The following is a 21,928-nucleotide window of genomic DNA, read 5'->3' on the forward strand; positions in this document are numbered from 1 at the left end:
CTCAGGGGTCGGGGACGAGCCGCAGGCCGGCCCGGTCGGGCCGGACGTGCGGTCCGACGGCCGAGGCGGGCACCCGGGCGGTCGCGATGCGCTGCTCGTCGACCTGGATGCCCAGGCCGGGCCGGTCGCCGAGGACGATGCCGCCGTCCGTGACCTCCTGGTCCACGGTCAGCCCGATCGGCCAGCCGACGTCCTGGACCTCGCACGACAGGTGGTTGGGCACCGCGGCGGCGGCGGCCGCGAGTGGGTTGGCGTGGTAGGCCACCGGGCTCACCGGCAGGTCGCGCCCGTGCGCCACCGCGGCGGTCCGCAGGAAGTGGGTGATGCCCCAGACGCTGCCCACCTGGACGACGTCGACGGCGTCCGCGTCCAGCAGGGGGCGGAACTGTTCCAGGCCGGTGAGGTTCTCGCCGGTGGCGACCGCCGCCCGGACGCCGTGGCGCACCGACGCGAGGCCGGCCGCGTCCCACCGGCGCACCGGCTCCTCGACCCAGGTCAGGTCGACGGTACGCTCCAGCGCGGTGACGAACCGGACGGCCTGGGCGCGGTTCCACGCCTCGTTGGCGTCGAGCATCAGCGCCGGGCGGCTGGTGTTGCGGCCGAGGATCTCCCGGACCGCCTCCAGCCGGCGTCGGTCCCGCTCGACGTCGTGGCCGCCCTTGAGCTTGGCGGCGCGGAAGCCGCGGTCGGCGAATCGCTCGTACAGGCGCGCGAGCGCGTCGTCGTCGAGCGCGATGTCGAGCCCGGAGGCGTAGCCGGGGACGAACCGGTCGGCGGCGCCGACGGTGCGCCAGAGCGGTTCGTCGGCCGCCTTCGCCTTGAGGTCCCACAACGCCATGTCGAGCGCGCCGATGGTGCCGAACGTCGCGCCCGCGTGACCGGTCTTGAACACCTGGTTGAGCATCCGGTCGTAGAGCGCCGGGGCGGCGCGGGGATCGGCGCCCTCGACCGCGCGGAAGACCCGCTCGACGTCCCCGTGCGGGCCGAGACCGACGCCCTCCAGACCGGCGTCGGTCTCCAGGATCAGCACGGGCACGTCGGTACGGGTCTCCGGCATCACCCCGTTGGCGTCGCCGATCAGCCGCCCCCAGTCGTGCGCGGTGGTGAGGCTGCGGTAGCCGGTGACCTTCACGTCGTCTCCTCGCCACTGGCCCCGGTCAACCGCGCAGGCTCCACTGTTGGTTGGCGCCGCCGTTGCAGGCCCACAGGATCAGCTTGGTGCCGTTGGCGGTGCCGGCGGCGTTGGCGTCCAGGCAGAGCCCGGACTGCTGGCCGGTGATGGTGCCGTTGGCGTTGACGGTCCACTGCTGGTTGGGCTGGCCGTTGCAGTCCCAGATGATGACCGCGGTGCCGTTGCTGGTGCCCTGGCCGTTGGCGTCCAGGCACTTGGTGCCGTACACCTGGAGCTGTCGGCCGGCGGTGACGGTCCAGCGTTGCCCGGTGGCGCTGCCGCAGTCCCAGAGCTGCACCTGGGTGCCGTTCGTGGTGGACGAGTTGGGCACGTCCACGCAGCGGCCGGACTGCCCGCCGACGATCTGCTGGGCGGTGCCGGTCGGCGGCGGCGTGGTCGGGCCGCCGGAGCCCTGCGGGCCGGCGGCGTTCATCACGGTCTGCGCGCCGGTCGGCCAGTTGCCGTTGCTCACCGTCGTGTTGCCGGAGACCACGTTGCCCCGGTCGCCGTTGGTGACGTTGGTGCTGTTGTTGGTCGACCAGTTGTTGGTGAGCGTCCAGTTGCCCATGTTCTCGCCGCCCCAGTAGTTGGCGGTGGCCCAGGTGCCGGTGTTGGAGAAGACGTTGTTGGTGACGGTGTAGTACTTGGAGCCCTCGTCGAAGTAGACGCCGAAGTAGCCGTTGGTCCGCAGGCAGTAGTTCTCGCTGATCAGCGCGTTCGGGTCCCAGCCCAGGGTGTAGATGCACCCGCCGTCGTTCATCTGCTGCATCACGTCGTGGACGTAGTTGCCGATCACCCGGTTGTTCGACGCGGTGGTCGGGGTGCTGTAGCGGGGCTGGTAGTTGTACAGGCCACGACGGGCGTACTCGTTGTTGCCGCCGGCGTCGTTGGCCCCCCAGCCGTACCCGATCGTCAGGCCGGAGTACGGCAGGTTGTAGATCTCGTTGTGGCTGATCGTGGCGTTGGTGACGTACGTGGGCAGCACCGAGCTGATGCCGCGGTAGTCCAGGCCGAGGTCGTGGATCCGGTTGTTGCTGACGGTGATGTCCCGGTTGGTCATCCGGGCGTCGCTCGGGTGGTGGGCGTCGGCGCGTACGCCGCCGATGACGAAGCCGCCGGCGGCGTTGCGGGCGATCTCGGACCGGGTGACGGTGATGTTGCTGGCGCCCAGCCCGACGCCGGTGGTGTGCGCGTTGGCGTCGTTGCCGATGCCCACGGCCGTCTGGCCCAGGTTGACGAACTGGGAGTCGCTGAACGTGATGGTGTTGGCGGCCGAGATCTGCACCGCGGCGGGCATCTGGGACCAGCTCGGCCGGGCCGCCTCGAACTGCTGGCAGCCGGAGGTGCAGGAGCCCCACGCGGGCCAGGACCAGTTTCCGGCGATGTAGGACCCGGTCTGCTGGTCGACCCAGCCCTGGTTGCTGCTGGGGCCCAGCCAGCTGGTGCCGGTGAAGGTGAGGCCGGAGAACGCGATGTGGTGTGCCGGGCTGGCGTAGCTGCCGCCCACGGTGACCAGCGACTGCGTCATCGGGAACTCGACGTCCACGGTGGACATGTTCTGCCCGGAGCGCGGGATGTAGGAGAGCGTGCCGGTGCCGGTGTCGACGTACCACTCGCCGGGGGAGTCGAGGAACTCGTACGCGTTCACCAGGTAGAACGGGCCGGCCCGGAACGGGTTCATCAGGGTGTCGTAGCCGAAGTTGTTGTTGTTCCAGGCCGGCTGCGCCATGGTGAGCAGGCCGCCGTTGATGCTCTGCACCGGCGAGTACCGGTCGGTGAACGAGTTGATGCCCTCCACCTCGACCCGGTTGGCGTTGGCGAGGTTGTTCAGGTAGTTCAGGTTGCCGTTGGTGATCCGCAGGCCGGTGGCCGACGCGCTGAAGTCCGACCGGCTCACCGCCGTCCGGGCCCGGGTGGCCAGTTGCCCGTCGACGTAGAGCTGCCGGGTGTCCTGCCCGGCGCCGACGCTCGCCCGCCAGATGTTGCGGCCGGCGTCCGCGACGGACCAGCCGGTCACCTGTCTCGCGCCGCTGATCACCGGGTGCGCCCCGGTGGCGGCCTGCCAGCGCACGGTGTGGCCGTTCGTGCCGGAGTCGGCCGCGCCGAACGTCAGCGGCGACGTCACCCGGTAGACGCCGTCGGAGAGCTGCACCACGATGTCGTCAGTCATGCCGCCGGCCAGCGAGCGCACCGTGGCCTGGGCGGTGGACAGCGAGCAGGGCTGGGCGGCGGTGCAGCCGCTGCCGGTGCCGCCGGGGGACGCGTACAGCGTGGTGGCGGCGGCCGAGGCGGCCGGGGCGAAGGCCGCGACGGCGACGCCGGCGACCGCCGTGGCCAGCGCGAGGCCGGTCACGGCCGACCGTCGCAGGGCGGATGCGTTCACGGGACCTCCAGCGGCGTCTACAGGTATGACGTCTCATGTTAGACATTGGCCAATATCGAAGCAAGTCGATGATGCGCGGGACGCGTGCGTTGACACCCGTCACCGGCCCGACCTAGGGTCGTCCCACCAGGTGAACCGATTCGACGACCGTTGCCGGGAGCGGGATGAACATCGGTGAGATCGCTCGGCGGGCCGGGGTGTCCCGCAGCACGGTGTCGTACGTGCTGAGCGGCAAGCGGCCGGTCTCGGCGTCCACCCGGCAGCGGATCCAGGCCGTCATCGACGAGCTGGACTACCGCCCCAACGCCAGCGCGCGGGCCCTCAAGGAGGGCCGGACCCGGACCCTCGGCCTGGTCATCCCGCCCGCCAGCCGACGCCTCACCGACATGCAGCTCGGCTTCGTCGCCAGCGTGGTCGAGGCCGCCGCCCGGGCCGACCTCGACGTGCTGCTGTCGCCCTCCGGCGGAGACCACGACCGGTCGTTCGAACGGATCGTCACCGGCCGCCGCGTCGACGGGGTCGTCCTGATGGAGATCCGGCTCACCGACGAGCGGGTGACCCGGCTGGAGCAGACCGGCCTGCCGTTCGTGACCATCGGGCGCACCGCCCAACCGGCCGGGACGAGCTGGGTGGACGTGGACTACGGCGGCCTCATCGCCAGTTGCGTGCACCACCTGGCCGACCTGGGGCACCGGCACGTCGCCCTGGTCAACCGCTCGGCGGAACTCGTCGCCGCCGGCTACGGCCCCGGCTGCCGGGCGCTGACCGGCTTCGCCGCGGCCGTCGCCGAACGCGGCCTGACCGGCATCGACGTCTGCTGCGGCGACGACGTCGCCGCCGGCGAGGCGTGCGTCGAGGAACTGCTGGCGACCCGTCCCGAGGTCACGGCCGTGGCCACCGTCAACGAGGCGGCCCTGCCCGGCATGCAGCGGGCGCTGGAGTCCGCCGGGCTCGTGGTGCCGCGCGACTTCTCCCTCACCGGGGTCGCCGCGCGGCACTGGGCGGAGAACTTCCGTCCGCCGCTGACCGCGGCGGACGTGCCGATCGTCGACATGGGCGCCGAGGCGGTGTCGCTCCTGCTGGAGCGGATCGCCACGCCCGGGACCGCGCCACGGCACCGGCTCTACCGCCCGCCGATCTCGCTGCGGGCCAGCACCGGCCCGGCGCCGACGCGCCGGGCCGCGCCCTGACCGCGCCGAGGCCTTCCGCTCACCCCCGCCGCCGGCGGTCGTCGCCGGCGAGCAGCAGATAGCCGCTCGCGGTCCAGGTGTACGCGCGGTCCCGCAGGCCCGCGCCGGTCTTGGCGTCGAAGTTCTCGGCGAAGCCGGACCGTTCGCACAGGAGCCGGAACCGTCGGCTGATCTCGTCGGCGAGCGCGGTGTGTCCGGCCCGGCGCAGGCCGTCCTCGACCAGGACGGTGGCCGGGGCCCAGATCGGGCCGCGCCAGTAGCCGTCGGCCACGTGGTGCGGGGAGTCCAGGGGCTCGGTGGCCAGCCCGTGCTCGGTGAGGTGGGCCTCGATCCGGCGGGCGAGCGTGGCGGCGACGTCGGCCGGGAGCGTCTCGCCGAGCACGATCGGCATGAGGTCGAGCAAGCTGGTGCTGGACCTGGCCTGCCCGGTCCGCGCGCTCCGGACCGTGAACCGCTCCCCGGTCCACAGCTCGTTCAGCAGCGCCTCGCGGACCTCGCCGGCGACATCGGCCCACCGCGTCGCCGCCGCCGAGCGGTCGAGTTCGGTGGCCAGCTCCGCGAGGCAGTCCAGTTGCGTCACCAGCAGGGCGGCGAGGTCGGGGGCCTCGATCACCCGGTCGCCGTCGAAGGTCGTGGCGTTGTCCCAGCCGCTGTCGTTGCCGTGCTGGTAGTGCGGCAGCGGCCGGCCCGGCGCCCGCCGGTGGTCCAGCCAGAAGGTGGTCCACCGGGTCAGCCGCTCGTAGACCTCGACCAGTTCCGCGCGTGGTACCGCCCGACCGGACCGCCGCCGTAGCTGCCGCCACGCCCAGCCGTGGACGGGCGGCTTGACGAAGTTGTGCAGGACCTCCGAGTGCGTCACCGAGTCGGGCAGCGCGCCGGCGGGGTCCTGATGGTCGAACGGCAGGTGGAACTGGTGCCGGGCGAGTTCGGCGTGCCCGGGGGCGAGCGCGAGCGCGTTGAAGCAGTGGTCCCAGCTCCACACCTTGTTCATCCAGTGCTTCGACATCAGCGTGGCGGGCCGGGTGACGAAGCCGGCCGGTGCCACCGTGGCCGACCACAACACGTACCCGGCCAGCTCGGCGGCCGGGGTCTCCGGGCCGCGCCACGGGGCGACCGCCTCGACGAACGCGGTGAAGTCCGCGTGGGCGGCGGCGACCAGGTCGTCGAAGTCGGCGTCGGCCGCGTACGGTCGGCGGGCCGTCGCGTACTCCTCGATCGCGACCTCCCACGGCCGGTCGGCCGGCAGGACCACGCCGCGGGCCGCGGTGCCGAGCGCCTGTGCCCCGACCGCCTCGGCGGCGCCGGTGAGCACGGTGACCCGGTACCGGCGGCCGGTCTCGTACGAGGTGAACACGAACGCGGAGTCCACCGGGTCGTCGTAGAGGTAGGTCCCGCTGAACGGGGTGAGGGTGGTGGCGGCGGCGCTGATCCGCAGCCCGGCCCCGCGGCCACGGAGCCGGAGCGTGTCCGGGCCCGCGTAGGCCAACTCGACCCGGCCGGCCCGGTCGTGCCAGCTCAGCAGCGCCGGTCGGGCCGTCACCTCGGCGTCGGCCGGCGCGGTGAACCGGAGCACCGGATGCATGCCGTTGCGGTGCGAGACCAGGTGCAGGTCCTCGGCGTAGCTGTTCTCGGCGATCACCGGGGAGACGCTGAGCCAGGACCCGCGGTGGCTGAACGGGATCTCCCGGACGCAGAACGCCGGGCCGGAGGGGGCGACGGTCATCTGGGGTGGCTGCCTTTCTGAGGTGTCAGTCCTTGACGGCGCCGGCTGTCACGCCCGCGGCGACGTACCGCTGGGCCACGATCAGCAGGACGGTGGCCGGGACGGAGGCGATCACGGCGGTCGCCATGATGGCGTTCCACTGCTGGTTGTTGTTGCCGATGTAGCGGTAGATGCCGAGCGTGACCGGCCGGGCCGCGCCACCGGCGTCCAGCGTGGACGCGAACAGGAAGTCCGACCAGGCCCAGAGGAACGCGAACAGCGACACGGTGATGATCGAGCTTCGGCTCAGCGGCAGCACCACCGACCGGAACGTCCGCCACCGGCTCGCGCCGTCCACCGTGGCGGCCTGCAGCACCTCGCCCGGGATGCCGGACATGAACGCCGTGAAGATCAGCACGCCGAACGGCACGGCGATGGTGGAGTCGGCCAGCACCAGACCGGCCGCCGAGTTGAGCATGCCGAGCCGGAGATAGGCGGCGTAGAACCCCATCGCCATGATGATCCCGGGGATCATCTGCGCGATCAGCAGCACGAAGCGGAGCACGCCGCCGCCGACCGGACGCAGGACGGCCAGGGCGTACCCGGCGGGGGCGGCGAGGGCCACGGTCAGCGCCACGGTGCCGAGCCCGACGAGCAGGCTCGTTCCCAGGTACGGCAACTGGTCCCGCAGCGCCACCTGGTAGCCCTCGACGGTGCCGTGCGCGGGGAACAGGTGCGGCGGGTCGGCCCGCAGGTCGGTGTCCCGGGTGAGGGACACGTTGACCATCCAGTAGACGGGGAACAGCATCAGCGCGGTGAACACCACGCCCAGGCCGGTGCGCCACCAGCCACCACGGGCACGTCCGCCCGTCATCACCGCGGCCTCCGCTGGGCCCGGACGTAGCCCAACCCGAACCCGAGGGCGACGACGATCAGCAGGTTGCCGACCGCCGCGCCCGGCCCGAACTCGGGCAGCAGGCTGCCGAAGCCGAGCCGGTAGGACCAGGTGGCGAACGTCGTGGACGAGTCGGTCGGGCCGCCCCGCGTCATGATCCAGATGATGTCGAAGACCTTCAGCGTGTAGATCAGCCCGAGCAGCAGGGTGATCGCCGACACCGGCCGGAGCAGCGGGAACGTGATCCGCCAGAACCGTTGCGGTCCGCTCGCCCCGTCCAGCGCCGCGGCCTCGTACACGTCGGCCGGGATCGCCTGGAGGCCGCTGTGGAGGACCACCAGGTTGAACGGGATGCCGATCCAGATGTTCGCGATGATCACCGAGACCAGTGACCAGCGCGGCGACGTCAGCCAGTGGACCGGGTCCAGGCCCAGCGCGCCGAGCGCGGCGTTGACCACGCCGGCGTCGCTGTTCAGCATCCACGACCAGGTGGAGGCCGAGACGATCAGCGGCAGCAGCCAGGGTACGAGGAACAGCGCCCGCAGCGTCCGCGAGAGCGGGAAGTGCCGGTGGAAGAAGACCGCGAGCGCCAGCCCGATGGCGAACTGGAACAGCAGCGACACCGCCGTGAACACCGCCGTGTGCGCGAGCGCCGGCAGGAACGTCGGGTGGGTGACCACGTCGCGGTAGTTGTCCAGCCCGGCGAACGGGGCGCCGCCGGAGACGAACGACCGGACCGTGTAGCTCCGCAGGCTCAGCTCGATGTTGCGGTAGAGCGGGTAGGCGTAGAAGGCCAGCAGGTAGACCGTGACCGGGGCGAGGAACGCCCACGCCGTCCACCGGTCGGTGCGGTGTCCGCTCATCGAGCTACTTGGCGGCGGCCGCGCGCTGGGCGGCGGAGAGCGCGGCCTGCGGCGTCTTCGCGCCGCTGAGCGCGCCCTGCACGGCGGTCCAGAGCTGCTCGGAGATCTTCGGGTATCGCGTGCCCAGGTCGTCGCCGGTGCGGCCCTTGGCGGCGTTCACCGCGTCGACCCACACCTTCAGCGCGGGATCCGCCGCGACCTGCTTCTCCTGGACCGCCGCCACGGGCGCGACGTACGACAGCGTGGTGTCGGTGGTCAGCAGGTTGTCCGGGCTGGTCAGGCACGTCACCAGCCGGCGCGAGACGTCGTACCGGCCGGTGTCGTGCTGCACCGGGACGGAGACGAACTCACCGCCGGTCGGGGCCGGCGCGGTGCCGCCGGCGCTGGCCGGCACCGGGACGATCCCGTACGCGAAGCCGAGCTTCTCGGCGTTGGCGCGCTGCCAGGTGCCGTTCTCGGCGAACGCGTAGTCGCCGCCGGCGAACTCCTGCCAACTGGTGGTCTGGGTGTTGTTGATGACGGAGTTCGGCGCGTACCCCCGGGTCAGCCAGTCCTTCCACAGCGTCAGCGCGGACACCGCCGGCGGGGAGTCCAGCGCGGTGAGGCGGGCGCCGGAACCCCAGAACCAGGGCAGGAACTGGAAGCTGCCCTCCTCGGTGCCGATCGCCGAGAACGTGATGCCCTTCTTGCCGGCGCTCGTGACCTTCGCCAGCGCGGCGGTCAGCGAGGGCCAGTCCGTCACCGACGCGACGTCCACGCCGGCGCGACCCAGCAGGTCCTTGTTGTACCAGAGCGCGAGCGTGTTGGCGCCGATCGGGACGCCGTAGGTCTGGCCGTCGAGCCGGCCGGCGCCGAGCAGGTTGGGCGCGGACGCGGAGGTGTCCAGCCCGGTCTCGTCGGTCGAGGTCAGCGCGCCGGCCCGGGCCAGTGTCGAGATCACCGGATTGTCGATGACCAGCACGTCGGGCGAGTTGCTCTGCTGGGCCGCGAGCAGCGCCTTGTTGGTCAGGTCCGTGGTGTCGTAGCCGGTGCGGCGCACCGTCACGCCCGCCGCGCTGCCGCAGCTCTGGAGCAGCTTCTCCCAGTCGGACCCGGCGGCGAACTGCGGATACGGGTCCCAGACGGTGTAGGTGGACGCACCGGCGGTGCCGTCCGGACCGTCCGTCGCGGCGCAGGCGCTGCCGGCGAGGACGAGAGCGGTCAGGACGGCGCCGGCCACGCCCCGCCGCCACGCGGATGTCGTCATGCGGTGGCCCCCTCGGAAAGCGTTCGCGAATCGGTTCGACCGAACATAGGCCGCTCCGATCGGACGGTCAAGATGCTCGATGCCTGCTCACAAAACGACATCGTCATCGGCCGGTCATCACGTTGACATTTATGGTTGTCAACGCCTAGGCTGCCCGGCGAATCGATTCGCTAGGACGTCCTCCGCAGCATCCCCGCCCTGCCGAAGGAGTCACCAGTGAACATCCCCCGTCCCCGGGCACCACGGAGCCGCGGCCTCGCCGCCCGGATCGCGGCCGGCGCCGCCGCCGTCGCCTGCTCGCTCGCGGTCGCCGCGGCCCCGGCCCGGGCCGCCGACGAGTCGCTCACCGTCAATTTCTCCACCGCGCTGGGTACGCCGACCTACCGCGGATCGGGCTGGATCTACGGGATGACCGAGAACGGCCAGAACCCGCCGGACAACTTCTTCCGGGACGTCAAGTTCCGGGCGATGCGCGCCGGCGGCGCCCAACTGCCGGGCCAGGGCTGGGTCGGCGGTGGCTACGACCGCCGCTGGAACGCCACCGTGGCGCAGGCCCGACGCACCGCGGCCCTGGGCGGCACGTTCGTGCTGCTCGACCACGACCTGTGGGGCGCCGACGGCGCCGCGATCAGCCGCTTCCCCGGCGACAACGGGGACTGGAGCGACTACGACCGCTTCCTGGACCGGCTCTTCGCCGACGTGCGCGCGGCCGGCGTCACGGTGCAGTGGGACATCTGGAACGAGCCCAACATCACCCTGTTCTGGAACCGGCCCCAGTCGCAGTACTTCGAGCTGTGGCGGCGCACCTACCAGCGCATCCGAGCCGCGTTCCCGGGCATGCTGATCGTCGGCCCGAGCTGCGCCTGCGTGCCGGCCACGAGCGGTTGGTGGACGCAGTACCTGGACTACGTCAAGGCCAACAACGTGGTGCCGGACATCTTCAGCTGGCACTCGCTGCCGGGCGACCCGGTGGCCAACGTGGCCACCGCCAACCAGACGCTCGACTCCCGCGGCATCCCGCACCCGCGACCGCACCAGATCAACGAGTACGGCGCGTCCAACCAGCAGAACCCCGCCGGTGGCGCGTGGTACCTGGCCCGGCTGGAACGCGCCGGCGCGGACGGCCTGCGGGCCAACTGGGCCGGCGGCCAGAACCTGCACAACGACCTGGCCAGCCTGCTCACCCGTAACTCCAGCGGGCAGTACCAGCCCAAGGGCGAATGGTGGGCCTACCAGTACTACGGCTCGATGACCGGCCAGATCGCCTCGGTCACGCCGAGCGCCTCCTACGACGCGTTCGCCACCCGGGACGCCGGCTCGGCGAAGATCCTCATCGGCGGCAACTCGACCACCGGCAACGTGGCGGTCAACGTCCAGCGCCTGGACGCCACCAGCGGCATCGTGGTGAACAACCAGGTCCGGGTGGTGGTGCAGAACATCCCGTACCACAACGGCAGCGCCGTGTCCGGCCCGGTCACCGTGCGGGACAGCGTGGTGACGCTGTCCAACAACGGCACCACGATCAACGTCTCGCACGCGGCCGTCAACGACACGTCCACCGTCACCCTGCTGCCGCCCGGCGGCGGCGGGCCCACCGGCCAGAGCGGCCAGATCGTCGGCGGCCAGTCCGGCCGGTGCGTGGACGTGCCGGGCTCCACCACCACCAACGGCAGCCAGGTCCAGCTCTGGGACTGCCACGGCGGCGCCAACCAGCGCTTCAGCTACACCGCGGGCAAGCAACTGACGGTGTACGGCACCAAGTGCCTGGACGCGTCCGGCCAGGGCACCGCCAACGGCACCGCGGTGGTCATCTGGGACTGCAACGGCCAGGCCAACCAGCAGTGGAACCTCAACGCCGACGGTTCGATCACCGGCGTGCAGTCCGGCCTGTGCCTGGACGCCAGCGCGTTCGGCACGGCCAACGGCACCAGGGTCCAGCTCTGGCAGTGCCTCAACGGCGCCAACCAACGCTGGACCCTCCAAAGCTGAGATGCAAGGCGGGGCCCCTTCTTAACGCCTACGGCATAGGAAGGGGCCCCGCTTAACACGTCAGCGCCAGCTCCACTGCTGGTTGGCGCCGCCGTTGCAGGCCCAGAGGATGAGCCGCGTGCCGTTGGCGGTGCCGGCGGCGTTGGCGTCCAGGCACAGGCCGGACTGCGCGCCGGTGACGGTGCCGTTCGTGTTGACGTTCCACTGCTGGTTGGCCTGGCCGTTGCAGGTCCACACGATCACCGCGGTGCCGTTCGTGGTGCCGGCGCCGTTCGCGTCCAGGCAGAGGTTGCCGGCCACCTGCAGCTGCCGGCCGGAGGTGGCGGTCCAGAGCTGGCCGGACTGCCCGGCGCAGTCCTGCAACTGCACCTGCGTACCGGAGGTCTGGACGGGCGCGGTGACGCAGCGGCCGGACTGCCCGCCGACGAGCTGCCGGGCGGACGCCGGCGGTGGGGTGGTCGGCGGGTTCGTCGGCGTCGTGCCGTCGAACTGCGTGAAGAACCGCCACACCACCGCCTGGGTCCAGGACCGCTCGCCGGGCGCGAACGGGTCGGCGGTGCCGTCCACGGCGTTGGGGGCGTGCGGCCCGTCGAAGGCGGCCCAGGCGACCGGGTAGCCGGCCCGGCATCCCGAGTAGTACGTGACGACGTGCGTCAGGCTGCCCTGCGCCGGCTCGGGCGGGTTCTGCGGGGTGCAGCCGTTGTTGCGGACGAACTGGTCACGCAGCGACCGGCCCAGCGAGATCGGCAGGGTGCCGTCGCGCAGCCCGTGGATCCCCAGATAGGCGATGGGCTGGGTGCCGCCGTTGCACCCGCTGAGGTTCGCGCCGGAATAGACCGCGACCGCGCGGAACACGTTCGCTCGGGCACACGCGAGGGCGTAGCTCATGCCGCCGCCGTAGCTGAAGCCCATCGCGTACCGCTGCGTGGTGTCGACGCACAGGCCCGCCTCGAACGTGCGGACCATGTCGTCGACGAACGTCAGGTCCTGACCGTTTGGGTTGGCCCAGCCGTTGCCGTTGCCCTGCGGGGCGACGAAGATCGCGCTGTTGTTCGACAGCGCCCGGATGCCGTAGTAGGACCACAGGTAGCCGCTGGTCCCACCCGAGTCGACGTCGCCCGCGGTGCCGCCGTTCCAGTGGAAGCCGAAGATCAGCCGGTACGGGCGGTTGTTGTCGTAGTTGTCGGGCAGCCGCAGGATGTACGAGCGGTTCTGGCCGCCGCTGGAGATCGTGTGCGAGCCGCTGGTGAGCGCCGGCGCCTTGCCGCAGCCCGCGGTCGCCGCCAGCGGGCCGACGCCGACGGGCCGCGGCCCGTCGGCGAGCGCGGCGCCGCCCATGGCGAGTACGAGCCCCGCCACCCCCGCGACGACGCCGACGATGAGCCGATGTCTCGGCATGGCGTACTCCTTTCCTCATGGGTGAGAAGGGGCCCCTTCTATGCCGGAGGCGTTAAGAAGGGGCCCCGCCTTGCACGTCAGCTGCGGGTGGTCCAGAGCTGGTTGGAGCCGTTGTGGCAGTCCCACAGGTTGATCCGGGTGCCGTTGGCGGTGCCGTAGCCGGCCGCGTCCAGGCAGCGGCCGGACTGCACGCCGCTGATGGTGCCGTTGGCGTTCACGTTCCACTGCTGGTTGGCCTGGCCGTTGCAGTCCCAGACGATGACCGCGGTGCCGTTCGCGGTCCCGCGCCCGTTCGCGTCCAGGCACTTGTTGCCCAGCACCTGCAACTGCTTGCCCGCGGTGTACGTCCAGCGCTGCATGGTGCCGCCCCAGCAGTCGTACAACTGGACCTGGGTGCCGTTGGTGGTGCTGCCGTTCGGCACGTCCAGGCACCGGCCCGAGCCGGCGCCGACCAGTTGCACGTTCTGGTAGGTGCCGCCGCCGTTGCCCGGCGTGCCGATGCTGCCGGACACCGACTGCAACGCGGCGTACCAGACGGCGGCCATCTTGTCGTAGCCGGTGGCCGTCGGGTGGATGCCGTCGATCAGGTCGGCGGTGGTCAGCGCCGAGTGCTGGTCGACCAGGTGGACGCGCTTGCCGGCGTTCACCTTGGACTGCACGATCCCCGGGATGGCGGCGTTGAAGGTGCGCACCGCCGACTCCTGGCCGGCGTTGGCCAGCGGGATGATCTGCGCCACGAACACGTCGGCGGTGGGCGCCGTCGCGGTGATGTGGTCGATCAGCGTGGAGAGCCGGTTCGGCGCGGTGGAGACGTTGTAGTTCTGCAGGATGTCGTTGGTGCCGATGTGCAGCAGCACGGTGCGTGGCTGGTAGGTGTTCAGCCAGCCGGTGATGTTGGCGTCGATCTGGTCGATCCGCCAGCCCGGGTGGCCCTCGTGGTCGTGGTCGCCGAGGCTGCCCGGGCCGTTGAACTGGGAGCCGACGAAGTCGACCCGGTAGCCGCCGGCGGCGAGCCGCTGCCACAGCCCGATCCGGGAGCCACCCGGGACCTGGGTGCCCTCGGTGATCGAGTCACCGAGCGGCATCACCCGTACCCCGCCGTTGGACTCGGCCCCGGCCGGGCCGGCCGGGGTCAGCACCCCGGCGACCGACATGGCCAGCGCCGCGACCGCGGCGAGCCATCCTTTCCTGGTACGCATCAAGGCTCCTCTCAGGGGCTGGTGCAGGTGAGGGACGGGGTCGACGGTGAGCCGTTCGCCAGGAACCCGAACGTGGTCGAGCCGGCGGCCGGCACGGAGCCGTTGTAGGACACGTTGCGCACCGTGGCCGTGGAGCCGCTGGTGCTCAGCGTGCCGCCCCAGATCTGGCTGATGCTCTGGCCTCCGGCCAGGCTCCAGCCCACCGTCCAACCGTTGATCGCCGAGGCGCCGGCGGTGACGGTCACCTCGCCCTGGAAGCCGCCGGACCAGGTGCTGGTGGTGCGGTAGGTCGCGGCGCACGCGCCGCTGGTCGGGGGCGGGGTGGTGGGCGGGGGAGTGGTGGGCGGCGGGGTGGTCGGGGGCGGGGTGGTCGGCGGCGGGTCGGTCGGCGGGGTGCTGGTGCCGGAGCTGAACCGCCAGTGGTCGAGGTTGAACAGCGAGCCGCTGCCGCCGGTGAACCGCAGGTAGAGGTCGTGGGTGCCGGTGGCGCCGCTGACCGGGCAGGTGGTGTCGGCCCAGGTCTGCCAGCCACCGGTGCCGGACACCCGGCAGGTGCCGACCAGCGGGCCGCCGGTGCCGTCCAGGCGCAGCTCGATGGTGCCGCCGCTACCCGCCGACGCCACCCGCGCGGTGTACGAGGTCGCCCCGGTCCCGAACGCCACGCCCTTGACCTTGATGTAGTCCCCGTTGTCGATGAAGCCGACGTTCATCCCGCCGCCGCTGGCCGCCTCGGTCTCGACGCCCTGCCCCCAGGCGATCGTCTCGGCCTCCTGCCGGACGTACGGGTTCAGCGTCCCGACCTGCGGGGCGCCGGCGGTGGACATGGTGATCGTCGGGATCGAGCCGTCAGCGCCGTAGGAGAACTTCTCCACCGCCACCGACCTGGTGAAACCACCGCCGCCGGGCAGCGCCCCGTTGTGGTAGAAGAGGTAGGAGCCGCCCTTGTAGTCGACGATCCCGGGGTGGTTGGTGAAGCTGCTGCCCTGGGTGGGCATGACCGTCCCGCGGTAGGTCCACGGCCCGAGCGGGCCGGGTGCCGTCGAGTAGGCGAGGAACTCCGAGCAGCACTTGGCGGCGAACACGTTGTAGTAGAGGTTGTTGCGCTTGTAGACCCACGGCCCCTCCTCGTACAGGGTGGGCCGGTTCGCGTCCCCGGTCCGCGTGCCGAAGCCCGCGGTGGTCAGCGGGATCTGCGTCGGGCTGCCCGAGTACGAGATCATGTCCGCGTTGAGCTTGACGTACCACAGCTTCGGGTTGCCCCAGTAGAGGTACGCCTGGCCGTCGTCGTCGATGAACACCGTGGGGTCGATCTCACCGTTGCTCACCAGCGGGCGCCCGATGGCGTCCCGGAACGGGCCGGTCGGGCTGTCCGCGACCGCCACCCCGATGCCCATCTGGCCGGTCGCCCGCACGACCATGGGTACGTACCAGTAGAACTTGCCGTTGCGGTAGATCGCCTGGCCGGCCCACGCGTCCTGCTTGGCCCAGCTGAAGGTGGCGAGGCTGAGCGGGGAACCGTGGTCGGTCCAGTTGACCATGTCGTCGGACGAGTAGACCCGCCACTCCTTCATGGTGAACCAGGTGGAGTTGTCCTCGTCGTGGCCGGTGTAGAGGTAGACCCGGCCGTTGTAGACCAGCGGCGCCGGGTCGGCGGTGTAGATCGTCTGCACGATCGGGTTGTCCGCCCGGGCGATCGCCGGGAACAACCCGATCATCGCGAGCAGGCTGGCGATCAGCGCGAGCCTGCGCCGACCACGCCTCTTTGATAGCGCTAACACGGTTGTCCTTTCGGTGGGGGTGCGGGTGGTCTCAGCGGTAGCCGGCGGCCACGACGTCGGCCTGGACCGCGTTCTCGGTCGCGTCGGAGGGATAGCCCGCGACCATGGCGCCCTCGTAGAACGTGCCGGCGCTCAGGTTCGCGCCGCCGCCGGGCTTGCAGCAGTCGCCGCCGCTGCCCAGGATGATCGCGCCCTGCTTCTTCATCGGGCTGTAGCCGGGGGGCAGCGACCCGTCGTAGAGCGTGTAGAGGCCGCCGGACTGGGCGTTGCTGCCCTTGATGGCGAACCGTGAGGTGCCGTTGTTCTTCAGCGTGGCGGTGACGAACTTGCTGGTGAAGGCGCGTTGGTTGGGGTTCCACGAGGAGCTGCCGCCGGGGAACAGGCCCCATTCCAGGTCGGCCTGCACCCAGGGGCCGCTGCCGGAGCAGCCGCCGAACCAGCAGCTCGTGCTGAAGTTGATCGCGTCCATCGCGCCGGCGGCGTCCGCGCTGCGGGTGGTCTCGCTGTTGCCGTAGTCGAAGCAGCAGCCGCTGTTGACGTGCGTGCCGCTGGTGACCATGTACATGCCCTCGGGCGCGCTGCCGGTGGGGACGCCGGTCAGGTGACCGTCCCGCCAGTAGCTGTTGCCCGGGTTGATGTAGAGCGAGTAGGCCTTCGCGCCCCCGACGGTCAGCGCCTCGCTGGTCGCGGTGGCGGGTCGGCTGGAGGAGGAGCCGGGGACCTGCGCGGAGCCCTGGTACCACAGGTCGTTGCCGCGTCCCGACTGGTCGTAGACCACGGTGATCACGCAGGTCGTGCCGCCGCAGAACGCGTCCTGGCCGGCGGCGTCCGCGTAGCCCCCGGCGCCCAGCACGCCGATGGTGCGGGTGGCGCTGTCCGACGCGCGACGGACCTGGTAGAGGTTGCCACCGTACGCCGAGAACAGCGCCCGGGTGGTGCTGTGCGCCGCCACGCAGGGCGTGCCGCCGGCGGCGTAGATGTCACACGGCCGGCCACCGGGCGGGGGTGGTGAGGTGGGCGGCGGGGACGACGGGGTGGTGGACGTGGTCCACCGCTGGTTGGCCTGGCCGTTGCAGGTCCACAGGATCAGCTTCGTGCCGTTGGCGGTGCCGGCGGCGTTGGCGTCCAGGCACAGTCCGGACTGCTGGCCGGTGATGGTGCCGTCGGCGTTGACGGTCCACTGCTGGTTGGACTGGCCGTTGCAGTCCCAGATGATCACTGCGGTGCCCGGGCTGGTGCCCCGACCGTTCGCGTCCAGGCACTTGTCGCCGTAGACCGTGAACTGCCGAGCCGACGTGTAGGTCCAGGTCTGCGCCGCCGCGCCGGTGCAGTCGTACAGCTGGACCTGGGTGCCGTTGGTGGTGCTGCCGTTCGGTACGTCCATGCAGCGACCGGACTGCACGCCCACGACGGAGCCCGGCCCGGGGGCGGCGACCGCCATCCGGGTCTGGGTGGTCAGGGCGGTGCCGCCGGCGGCCAGGACGAGGGCCAGGGCGGCGAGCAGCAGGCGTGGTCGCCCTGATCGGGGAGATCGGGGACGGGGGATGGTCATGACGGCTCCTCGGATGCGCAGGACTCCGGGACCGTCCGTACCGCCACGGAGCCTCACGGGTGGTGGTGACCGTCGGTGCAGGCGACAACGTCCGCTGTGCGCACTCGGCCGCCCGTGCGGTGCGCGGGGTGTTCGGCCCGGCACGAGGCGGCGCTCCCGGAGGTGCCTCGGTGGTGGCATACCGGTCGCGGATGTTATCGCAAACATCGATGCAAATAATTAGAACACATCGATGTCGATGGCGGAGTGGTCAGCGGCCGGGCAGGCCGGCCCGGGTCGGTCGCGCGACGTCCCAGGAGGCATGGTGGACCGGTTCTTCGCGGCGGTCCGCCTCGGGTTCGGGGCGCTGTTCACCCGGCGCGCGCGGCGAGCCTCCGGGCCGAGCGCCAGCACGGCCGGTAGCCGCTCGGCCGGGAGCTGCTCACCGCCCGCGAGATGCGGGCGGAGGGGCCGGCGTTCGCCCTGCTCGGGGTCGGCAACCTGCGCGACGGCCGAGGGACGCTGCTGGTCCTGCCGGCGGTCGCCGTGCTCCTCCTCGGCGTACGGGTCATCACGTGCCCGGTCAGGGCACGTTCACGCCGGGCCGGGTGAGACCCTCAGCGAGCCTTCTTCGTCGCCCGCTTGCGGGGCGGGGTCAGCAGGTCGGCGATCGCGGCGATCGCGGACGGCACCACCCGGTAGTACGCCCAGACCCCGCGCTTCTCGCGTTCGAGCAGCCCGGCCTCGGTGAGGATGCGCAGGTGATGACTCACCGTCGGCTGGGACAGCCCGAGCGGGGCGGTCAGGTCGCTCACCGACGCCTCGCCCTGCGGGGCGGACTGGATCAGGCTGATCAGCCGTAGCCGAGCCGGATCGGCGAACGCCTTCAGGACGCCCGCGAGGCGCTCGGCGTCGGCACGCTTGATCGGCTCGCCGGTCAGCGGCGAGATGGACGGCATCGCTGTTTTCGCAGTTCCCACGCCCTCCATAGTTGCACCGACACCATCAATGGGACGGCAAAACCGCCGAGCATCACCGGCGGTGAATCTCCGTAGGCTCCGGCAGGCGCCCCCGGCGGGGCCACCTTCGAAGGTCACATGGCCTAGTCTCGGCCTCCATAACGGTCGATGAGCACACCACACGGGGAGTCCGGAAGATGCGATCGAAGGGACATGCGGCACGCTGGGGGGCGGCCCTCGCGGTCGCGATCGTCGGCGCGGGCATGCTGAGCGGCGCGTCCGCGCAGGCGGTCAGCGGGGCCACGCCCGTCGCGGACGGGACCTACGCGTTCACCGCCAAGGTGGAGAACGACCTGCGGGCCTGCACCGGGACGCTGGTGGATCCGCTGTGGGTGCTGACCGCCACCACGTGCCTGGCGGACGATCCGCAGACGGTCCCGGCGGGCGCACCGCCACGCCCCACCACCGTCACCGTCGGCCGGACGGACCTGTCGTCGACCGGCGGGCACCGGCTCGCCGTCATCAGCGTCGTGCCGCACCCGACGCGCAACGTCGTCCTGATGCGCCTGGAGAAGTCCGCCACCGGCGTGGCGCCGGTGGCGATCGGCGCCGCCCCGGTGGCCGACGAGCAGCTCACCGCCGCCGGATACGGCCGCACCGCCACCGAGTGGGTGCCGAACCGGCTGCACGCCGGCGACGTCACCGTACGGGGCGTTGGCGCCGGCACGGTGGAACTCGACGGGACCGCCTCCGGAGCCACGCTCTGTCGCGGCGACGCGGGCGGGCCGGCCCTGCGCACGGTCGCCGGGGTGGCGACCCTCGTCGGCGTGCACGACCGGTCATGGCAGGGCGGCTGCCTCGGCGAGACCGAGACCCGCCGTACGGCCACCGCCACACGGGTGGACGACCTGGGCGACTGGATCCTGGCCAGCAAGGCGACCATCCCGCTGGTGATCGGCCTCCGGGCCCGGGCCAACTCGCTGTACGTCACCATGGGCGGTCGCCTGACCACCCCGCTGATCGCCAGCCGCACCGAGATCGGTTCGTGGGAGAAGTTCGACCGGATCGACGTCGGCGGCGGGTACATCGCCCTCTACTCGCGGACCGTCAACCGGTACGTGACCGCGCCGATCAACGGCGGGGTGGCTCCGCTCATCGCCAACGCCTCCGCGCTCGGCGCGTGGGAGACGTTCAAGCTCGTCCGCAACAGCGACGGCACCACCAGCCTGCTGGCCAACGCCAACAACAAGTACGTCAGCGCCGACAACGGCGGGGCGAACCCGCTGATCGCCAACCGGGCCGAGGTCGGACCGTGGGAGAAGTTCGACGTGGTCGGGTCCGGTTACTGACGGACGCCCGACCGCGGTCAGGTGCGGCGCAGCACCAGCGTCGCGAAGCCCAGCAGGTTGCGGTAGCCGCGCAGCCACTGGCTCCGGTGCTCCCGGGCGGCCGTGAGCGCGTCGGCGGCGTCGGGATGGCCGGGGTTGTCGAGCGCCCACTCGGTGAGCGAGCCGACCCACGACCATTCGTAGTTGTCCCACTCGGCGGCGTCGCTGAGGTGCGCGTACACCGGGGTCCAGCCGGCCTCCTCGGCGGCGTCGACCAGGCCGGCGAGGTCGGTGTGGTCCTCCGGTTGCGCGTCCAGCGCGGCCAGGGCCTCCGGGGTCGGTGGCGCCTGCCAGAAGCCCTCGCCCACCAGCAGGATCCCGTCCGGGTGCACGTGCCGGCCGGCGGCCCGCAGCGTCGGGGCGAAGCCGCCGAAGACGTGCGTCGAACCGACGCACAGCACCAGGTCGTAGTCGCCGTCCGGCACGTACGCGCGGGCGTCGCGCTCGTGCAGCGTCAGCCGGTCGGCGAGGCCACGCATCTCGGCCGCCGCGGCGGCGTGTTCGAGCGCGTGGGGGCTGATGTCGACGCCGTCCGCATGGCCGTCCGGGTAGTGGGCGAGGGCCTGCATCGCCCAGGCCGCCCGCCCGCAGCCGAGGTCGAGGATGCGCGCCGCCGGCCGCCGGTCCGCCCGGCGCAGCAGTCGGTTGACGTTGACGCCGGAGACCGGCGCCGCGATCGGGTGGTGCGAGTGCGCGATGTCGCTGAGTCGTTGGCGATCCACGGTTGACAGTGAACACCACCGGACCGGTGCGTCGGATCATGCTCCGAGGTCCGGGCCGGATGTCAGGCGGTCGCGCCGGGATGCCGCCGGAACCGGTGGGCGTAGCGGCGGGCCGTGAGCGCGACCGCCCCGACGGCGGCGGCGGCGACGCATGCGCCGGCGGCGATGTCGCCGGGGTAGTGCACGCCGGTCCAGACCCGGGCGAATCCGATGATCACCGCGAGGATCGTGAGCACCGCCCCCCAGCGTCGCGACAGGAAGACGCCGACCGCGAGGGCCAGCGCGAACGCGGCGGTGGCATGGTCGCTGGGCAGCGACGGTCCGGCCGCGTGCGGGATCAACTGGTGCACGTGATGGGTCTGGAACGGCCGTACCTCGGTGCTGAGGGCGGCGGTCACCCGTCCCAGCGCGAACGCGAGGGCGAGCGAGGCGAGGACGCGCAGCGCGGCGCCGGCGGCCGGCCGGCCACCGCGGAGCACCGGCACCACCGCCAACGCCGCCAGGACGTAGATCAACCACACCGCCGCCCACTCGAAGGCGTCGTCGACGGCGTCGACCTTCCCCGCCCCGGCGTTGATCATCTGGAACAGGTGGTAGTTCACGACGCCATCGCCCCCTCCTCGGCTGTCCCGCCCGGCCCGGGTGGCTTCCACGCTCGCACGCGGGCGCTGCCGGAGGTCGGGGAAGCGGCGAATTCCCCACGCCGTCGTGGCGGCGCCGCGCCACCAAGCCGGCACCAAGTGAGCGCCAGGTGCGGCGATCGAGACTCGGCGCACAGACCGCACCGAGCGGGCCGCTGACCGCAGCGGCCGGAGGAGACCATGGGTACCACCGATTCCGCGACCGGACCGAACCTCGTCGGCTTCCGGATCAACCACCGCACGATGCGCGCCGACACCCGGCGGCTGGCCGACCTGTCGGACCGCCTGGCCACCGGCCGGATCACCTACGACCGTCGTCGGGCGCGAGCCCTGCGGACGTACGTGTGGCTGCTCTGCGCCGGCATCCACCACCACCATCGGATGGAGGACGAGGTCCTCTGGCCGGTGCTGGAGCGCTCGGCCGCCGCCGAGATCGACCTGCGCGAGCTGAGCGACGACCACGCCTCGCTGGACCCGATGCTGGACGAGGTGCGCGCGGCCGTGGACGACCTGGTCGCCGCGTTCGCCCCGGGCGAGCCGGCGGCGGGAGCGGCGCGGGCCGCCGCGACGCGTCTCGCCACGGGCCTCGCCCACCTGCGCGACGCCCTCGACGAGCACATCGAGGAGGAGGAGCGGCTGATCTTCCCGGTGATCCGGCGGTACGTCAGCGTGGCCGACTGGGACGCGGTGGAGCGGGCCGTCCGCAAGGGCGGCGCGCTGCGGTTCGAGCTGCCCCGCATCGAGCGTTACGCCGAGCCCGACGAGCTGGACGAGCTGAAGCGGATCGCCGGGCCGGTGCTGCGGCTGACGCTGGCGGCGGTGCGACCGGGCTTCCGTCGCCGGGAGGCGCGGGTCTTCGGCGGGTGAGCGACC

18 protein-coding genes are annotated in these 21,928 nt (G+C 71.9%); 5 read left to right on the top strand and 13 right to left on the bottom strand.

Going from position 1 to position 21,928, the window contains the following annotated elements; all coding sequences use genetic code 11:
- Nucleotide 1 precedes the first annotated feature (1 nt).
- Together ACH495_RS14310 and ACH495_RS14315 are read right to left on the bottom strand one after the other, a co-directional pair.
- Nucleotides 2–1,132, bottom strand: coding sequence for a mandelate racemase/muconate lactonizing enzyme family protein (locus tag ACH495_RS14310; protein ID WP_396858165.1), 1,131 nt, complete (start codon nt 1,130–1,132; stop codon nt 2–4).
- A gap of 25 nt (nt 1,133–1,157) precedes the next feature.
- On the bottom strand, nt 1,158–3,554 hold the full coding sequence (locus ACH495_RS14315; RefSeq protein WP_396858166.1) for an RICIN domain-containing protein: 2,397 nt from the start codon (nt 3,552–3,554) through the stop codon (nt 1,158–1,160).
- 164 nt (nt 3,555–3,718) lie between these two features.
- Between ACH495_RS14315 and ACH495_RS14320 the strand changes: the two genes are divergently transcribed.
- On the top strand, nt 3,719–4,744 hold the full coding sequence (locus tag ACH495_RS14320; protein WP_396858167.1) for a LacI family DNA-binding transcriptional regulator: 1,026 nt from the start codon (nt 3,719–3,721) through the stop codon (nt 4,742–4,744).
- A 19-nt stretch (nt 4,745–4,763) separates the two neighbouring features.
- Here the strand turns inward: ACH495_RS14320 and ACH495_RS14325 are convergent, their stop codons facing one another.
- The 4 genes from ACH495_RS14325 to ACH495_RS14340 are packed head-to-tail and all read right to left on the bottom strand — an operon-like array spanning nt 4,764 to nt 9,450.
- Nucleotides 4,764–6,467, bottom strand: a complete 1,704-nt coding sequence (locus tag ACH495_RS14325; RefSeq protein ID WP_396858168.1) for an amylo-alpha-1,6-glucosidase — start codon at nt 6,465–6,467, stop codon at nt 4,764–4,766.
- Nucleotides 6,468–6,492: 25 nt separating this feature from the next.
- The gene (locus ACH495_RS14330; RefSeq protein WP_396858169.1) at nt 6,493–7,320 is read right to left on the bottom strand and encodes a carbohydrate ABC transporter permease; all 828 of its coding nucleotides are present in this window, start codon (nt 7,318–7,320) and stop codon (nt 6,493–6,495) included.
- Nucleotides 7,320–8,204 (bottom strand): carbohydrate ABC transporter permease, encoded by an 885-nt coding sequence (locus ACH495_RS14335; RefSeq protein ID WP_396858170.1) that lies wholly within the window; start codon nt 8,202–8,204, stop codon nt 7,320–7,322. Before ACH495_RS14335 ends, ACH495_RS14330 begins: the two co-directional genes overlap by 1 nt.
- A gap of 4 nt (nt 8,205–8,208) precedes the next feature.
- Complete coding sequence (locus ACH495_RS14340; RefSeq protein ID WP_396858171.1) at nt 8,209–9,450, bottom strand: extracellular solute-binding protein; 1,242 nt, start codon at nt 9,448–9,450, stop codon at nt 8,209–8,211.
- 216 nt (nt 9,451–9,666) lie between these two features.
- On the opposite strand from ACH495_RS14340, the gene ACH495_RS14345 reads away from it, so the two are divergent.
- Nucleotides 9,667–11,439, top strand: coding sequence for a ricin-type beta-trefoil lectin domain protein (locus ACH495_RS14345; protein ID WP_396858172.1), 1,773 nt, complete (start codon nt 9,667–9,669; stop codon nt 11,437–11,439).
- A 60-nt stretch (nt 11,440–11,499) separates the two neighbouring features.
- Here ACH495_RS14345 and ACH495_RS14350 read toward each other — a convergent pair whose 3' ends face one another.
- The 4 genes from ACH495_RS14350 to ACH495_RS14365 form a co-directional block, all read right to left on the bottom strand.
- The gene (locus ACH495_RS14350) at nt 11,500–12,837 is read right to left on the bottom strand and encodes a ricin-type beta-trefoil lectin domain protein (protein WP_396858173.1); all 1,338 of its coding nucleotides are present in this window, start codon (nt 12,835–12,837) and stop codon (nt 11,500–11,502) included.
- 77 nt (nt 12,838–12,914) lie between these two features.
- Entirely contained in the window at nt 12,915–14,036 is a 1,122-nt protein-coding gene (locus tag ACH495_RS14355) for an RICIN domain-containing protein (RefSeq protein ID WP_396858174.1), read from the bottom strand.
- A gap of 11 nt (nt 14,037–14,047) precedes the next feature.
- Complete coding sequence (locus tag ACH495_RS14360) at nt 14,048–15,751, bottom strand: family 43 glycosylhydrolase (protein WP_396858175.1); 1,704 nt, start codon at nt 15,749–15,751, stop codon at nt 14,048–14,050.
- Between the two features lie 94 nt (nt 15,752–15,845).
- Entirely contained in the window at nt 15,846–17,366 is a 1,521-nt protein-coding gene (locus ACH495_RS14365; RefSeq protein ID WP_396858176.1) for an arabinofuranosidase catalytic domain-containing protein, read from the bottom strand.
- 435 nt (nt 17,367–17,801) lie between these two features.
- Here ACH495_RS14365 and ACH495_RS14370 point away from each other — a divergent pair, with 435 nt between their 5' ends.
- Nucleotides 17,802–17,957, top strand: a complete 156-nt coding sequence (locus ACH495_RS14370) for a hypothetical protein (protein WP_396858177.1) — start codon at nt 17,802–17,804, stop codon at nt 17,955–17,957.
- A 5-nt stretch (nt 17,958–17,962) separates the two neighbouring features.
- Here ACH495_RS14370 and ACH495_RS14375 read toward each other — a convergent pair whose 3' ends face one another.
- Complete coding sequence (locus ACH495_RS14375; protein WP_343442478.1) at nt 17,963–18,334, bottom strand: metalloregulator ArsR/SmtB family transcription factor; 372 nt, start codon at nt 18,332–18,334, stop codon at nt 17,963–17,965.
- 167 nt (nt 18,335–18,501) lie between these two features.
- On the opposite strand from ACH495_RS14375, the gene ACH495_RS14380 reads away from it, so the two are divergent.
- Nucleotides 18,502–19,653: a trypsin-like serine protease gene (locus ACH495_RS14380; protein ID WP_396858178.1), complete on the top strand. Its 1,152-nt coding sequence runs from the start codon at nt 18,502–18,504 to the stop codon at nt 19,651–19,653.
- A 17-nt stretch (nt 19,654–19,670) separates the two neighbouring features.
- Here ACH495_RS14380 and ACH495_RS14385 read toward each other — a convergent pair whose 3' ends face one another.
- On the bottom strand, nt 19,671–20,414 hold the full coding sequence (locus ACH495_RS14385) for an SAM-dependent methyltransferase (protein ID WP_396858179.1): 744 nt from the start codon (nt 20,412–20,414) through the stop codon (nt 19,671–19,673).
- 62 nt (nt 20,415–20,476) lie between these two features.
- Complete coding sequence (locus ACH495_RS14390; RefSeq protein WP_396858180.1) at nt 20,477–21,016, bottom strand: phosphatase PAP2 family protein; 540 nt, start codon at nt 21,014–21,016, stop codon at nt 20,477–20,479.
- Nucleotides 21,017–21,235: 219 nt separating this feature from the next.
- Between ACH495_RS14390 and ACH495_RS14395 the strand changes: the two genes are divergently transcribed.
- Entirely contained in the window at nt 21,236–21,922 is a 687-nt protein-coding gene (locus tag ACH495_RS14395) for a hemerythrin domain-containing protein (protein WP_396858181.1), read from the top strand.
- The last annotated feature ends 6 nt before the right edge of the window (nt 21,923–21,928 follow it).

The sequence above is a fragment of the Micromonospora sp. NPDC018662 genome, from assembly GCF_044391475.1.
Taxonomy (GTDB): Bacteria; Actinomycetota; Actinomycetes; order Mycobacteriales; family Micromonosporaceae; genus Micromonospora.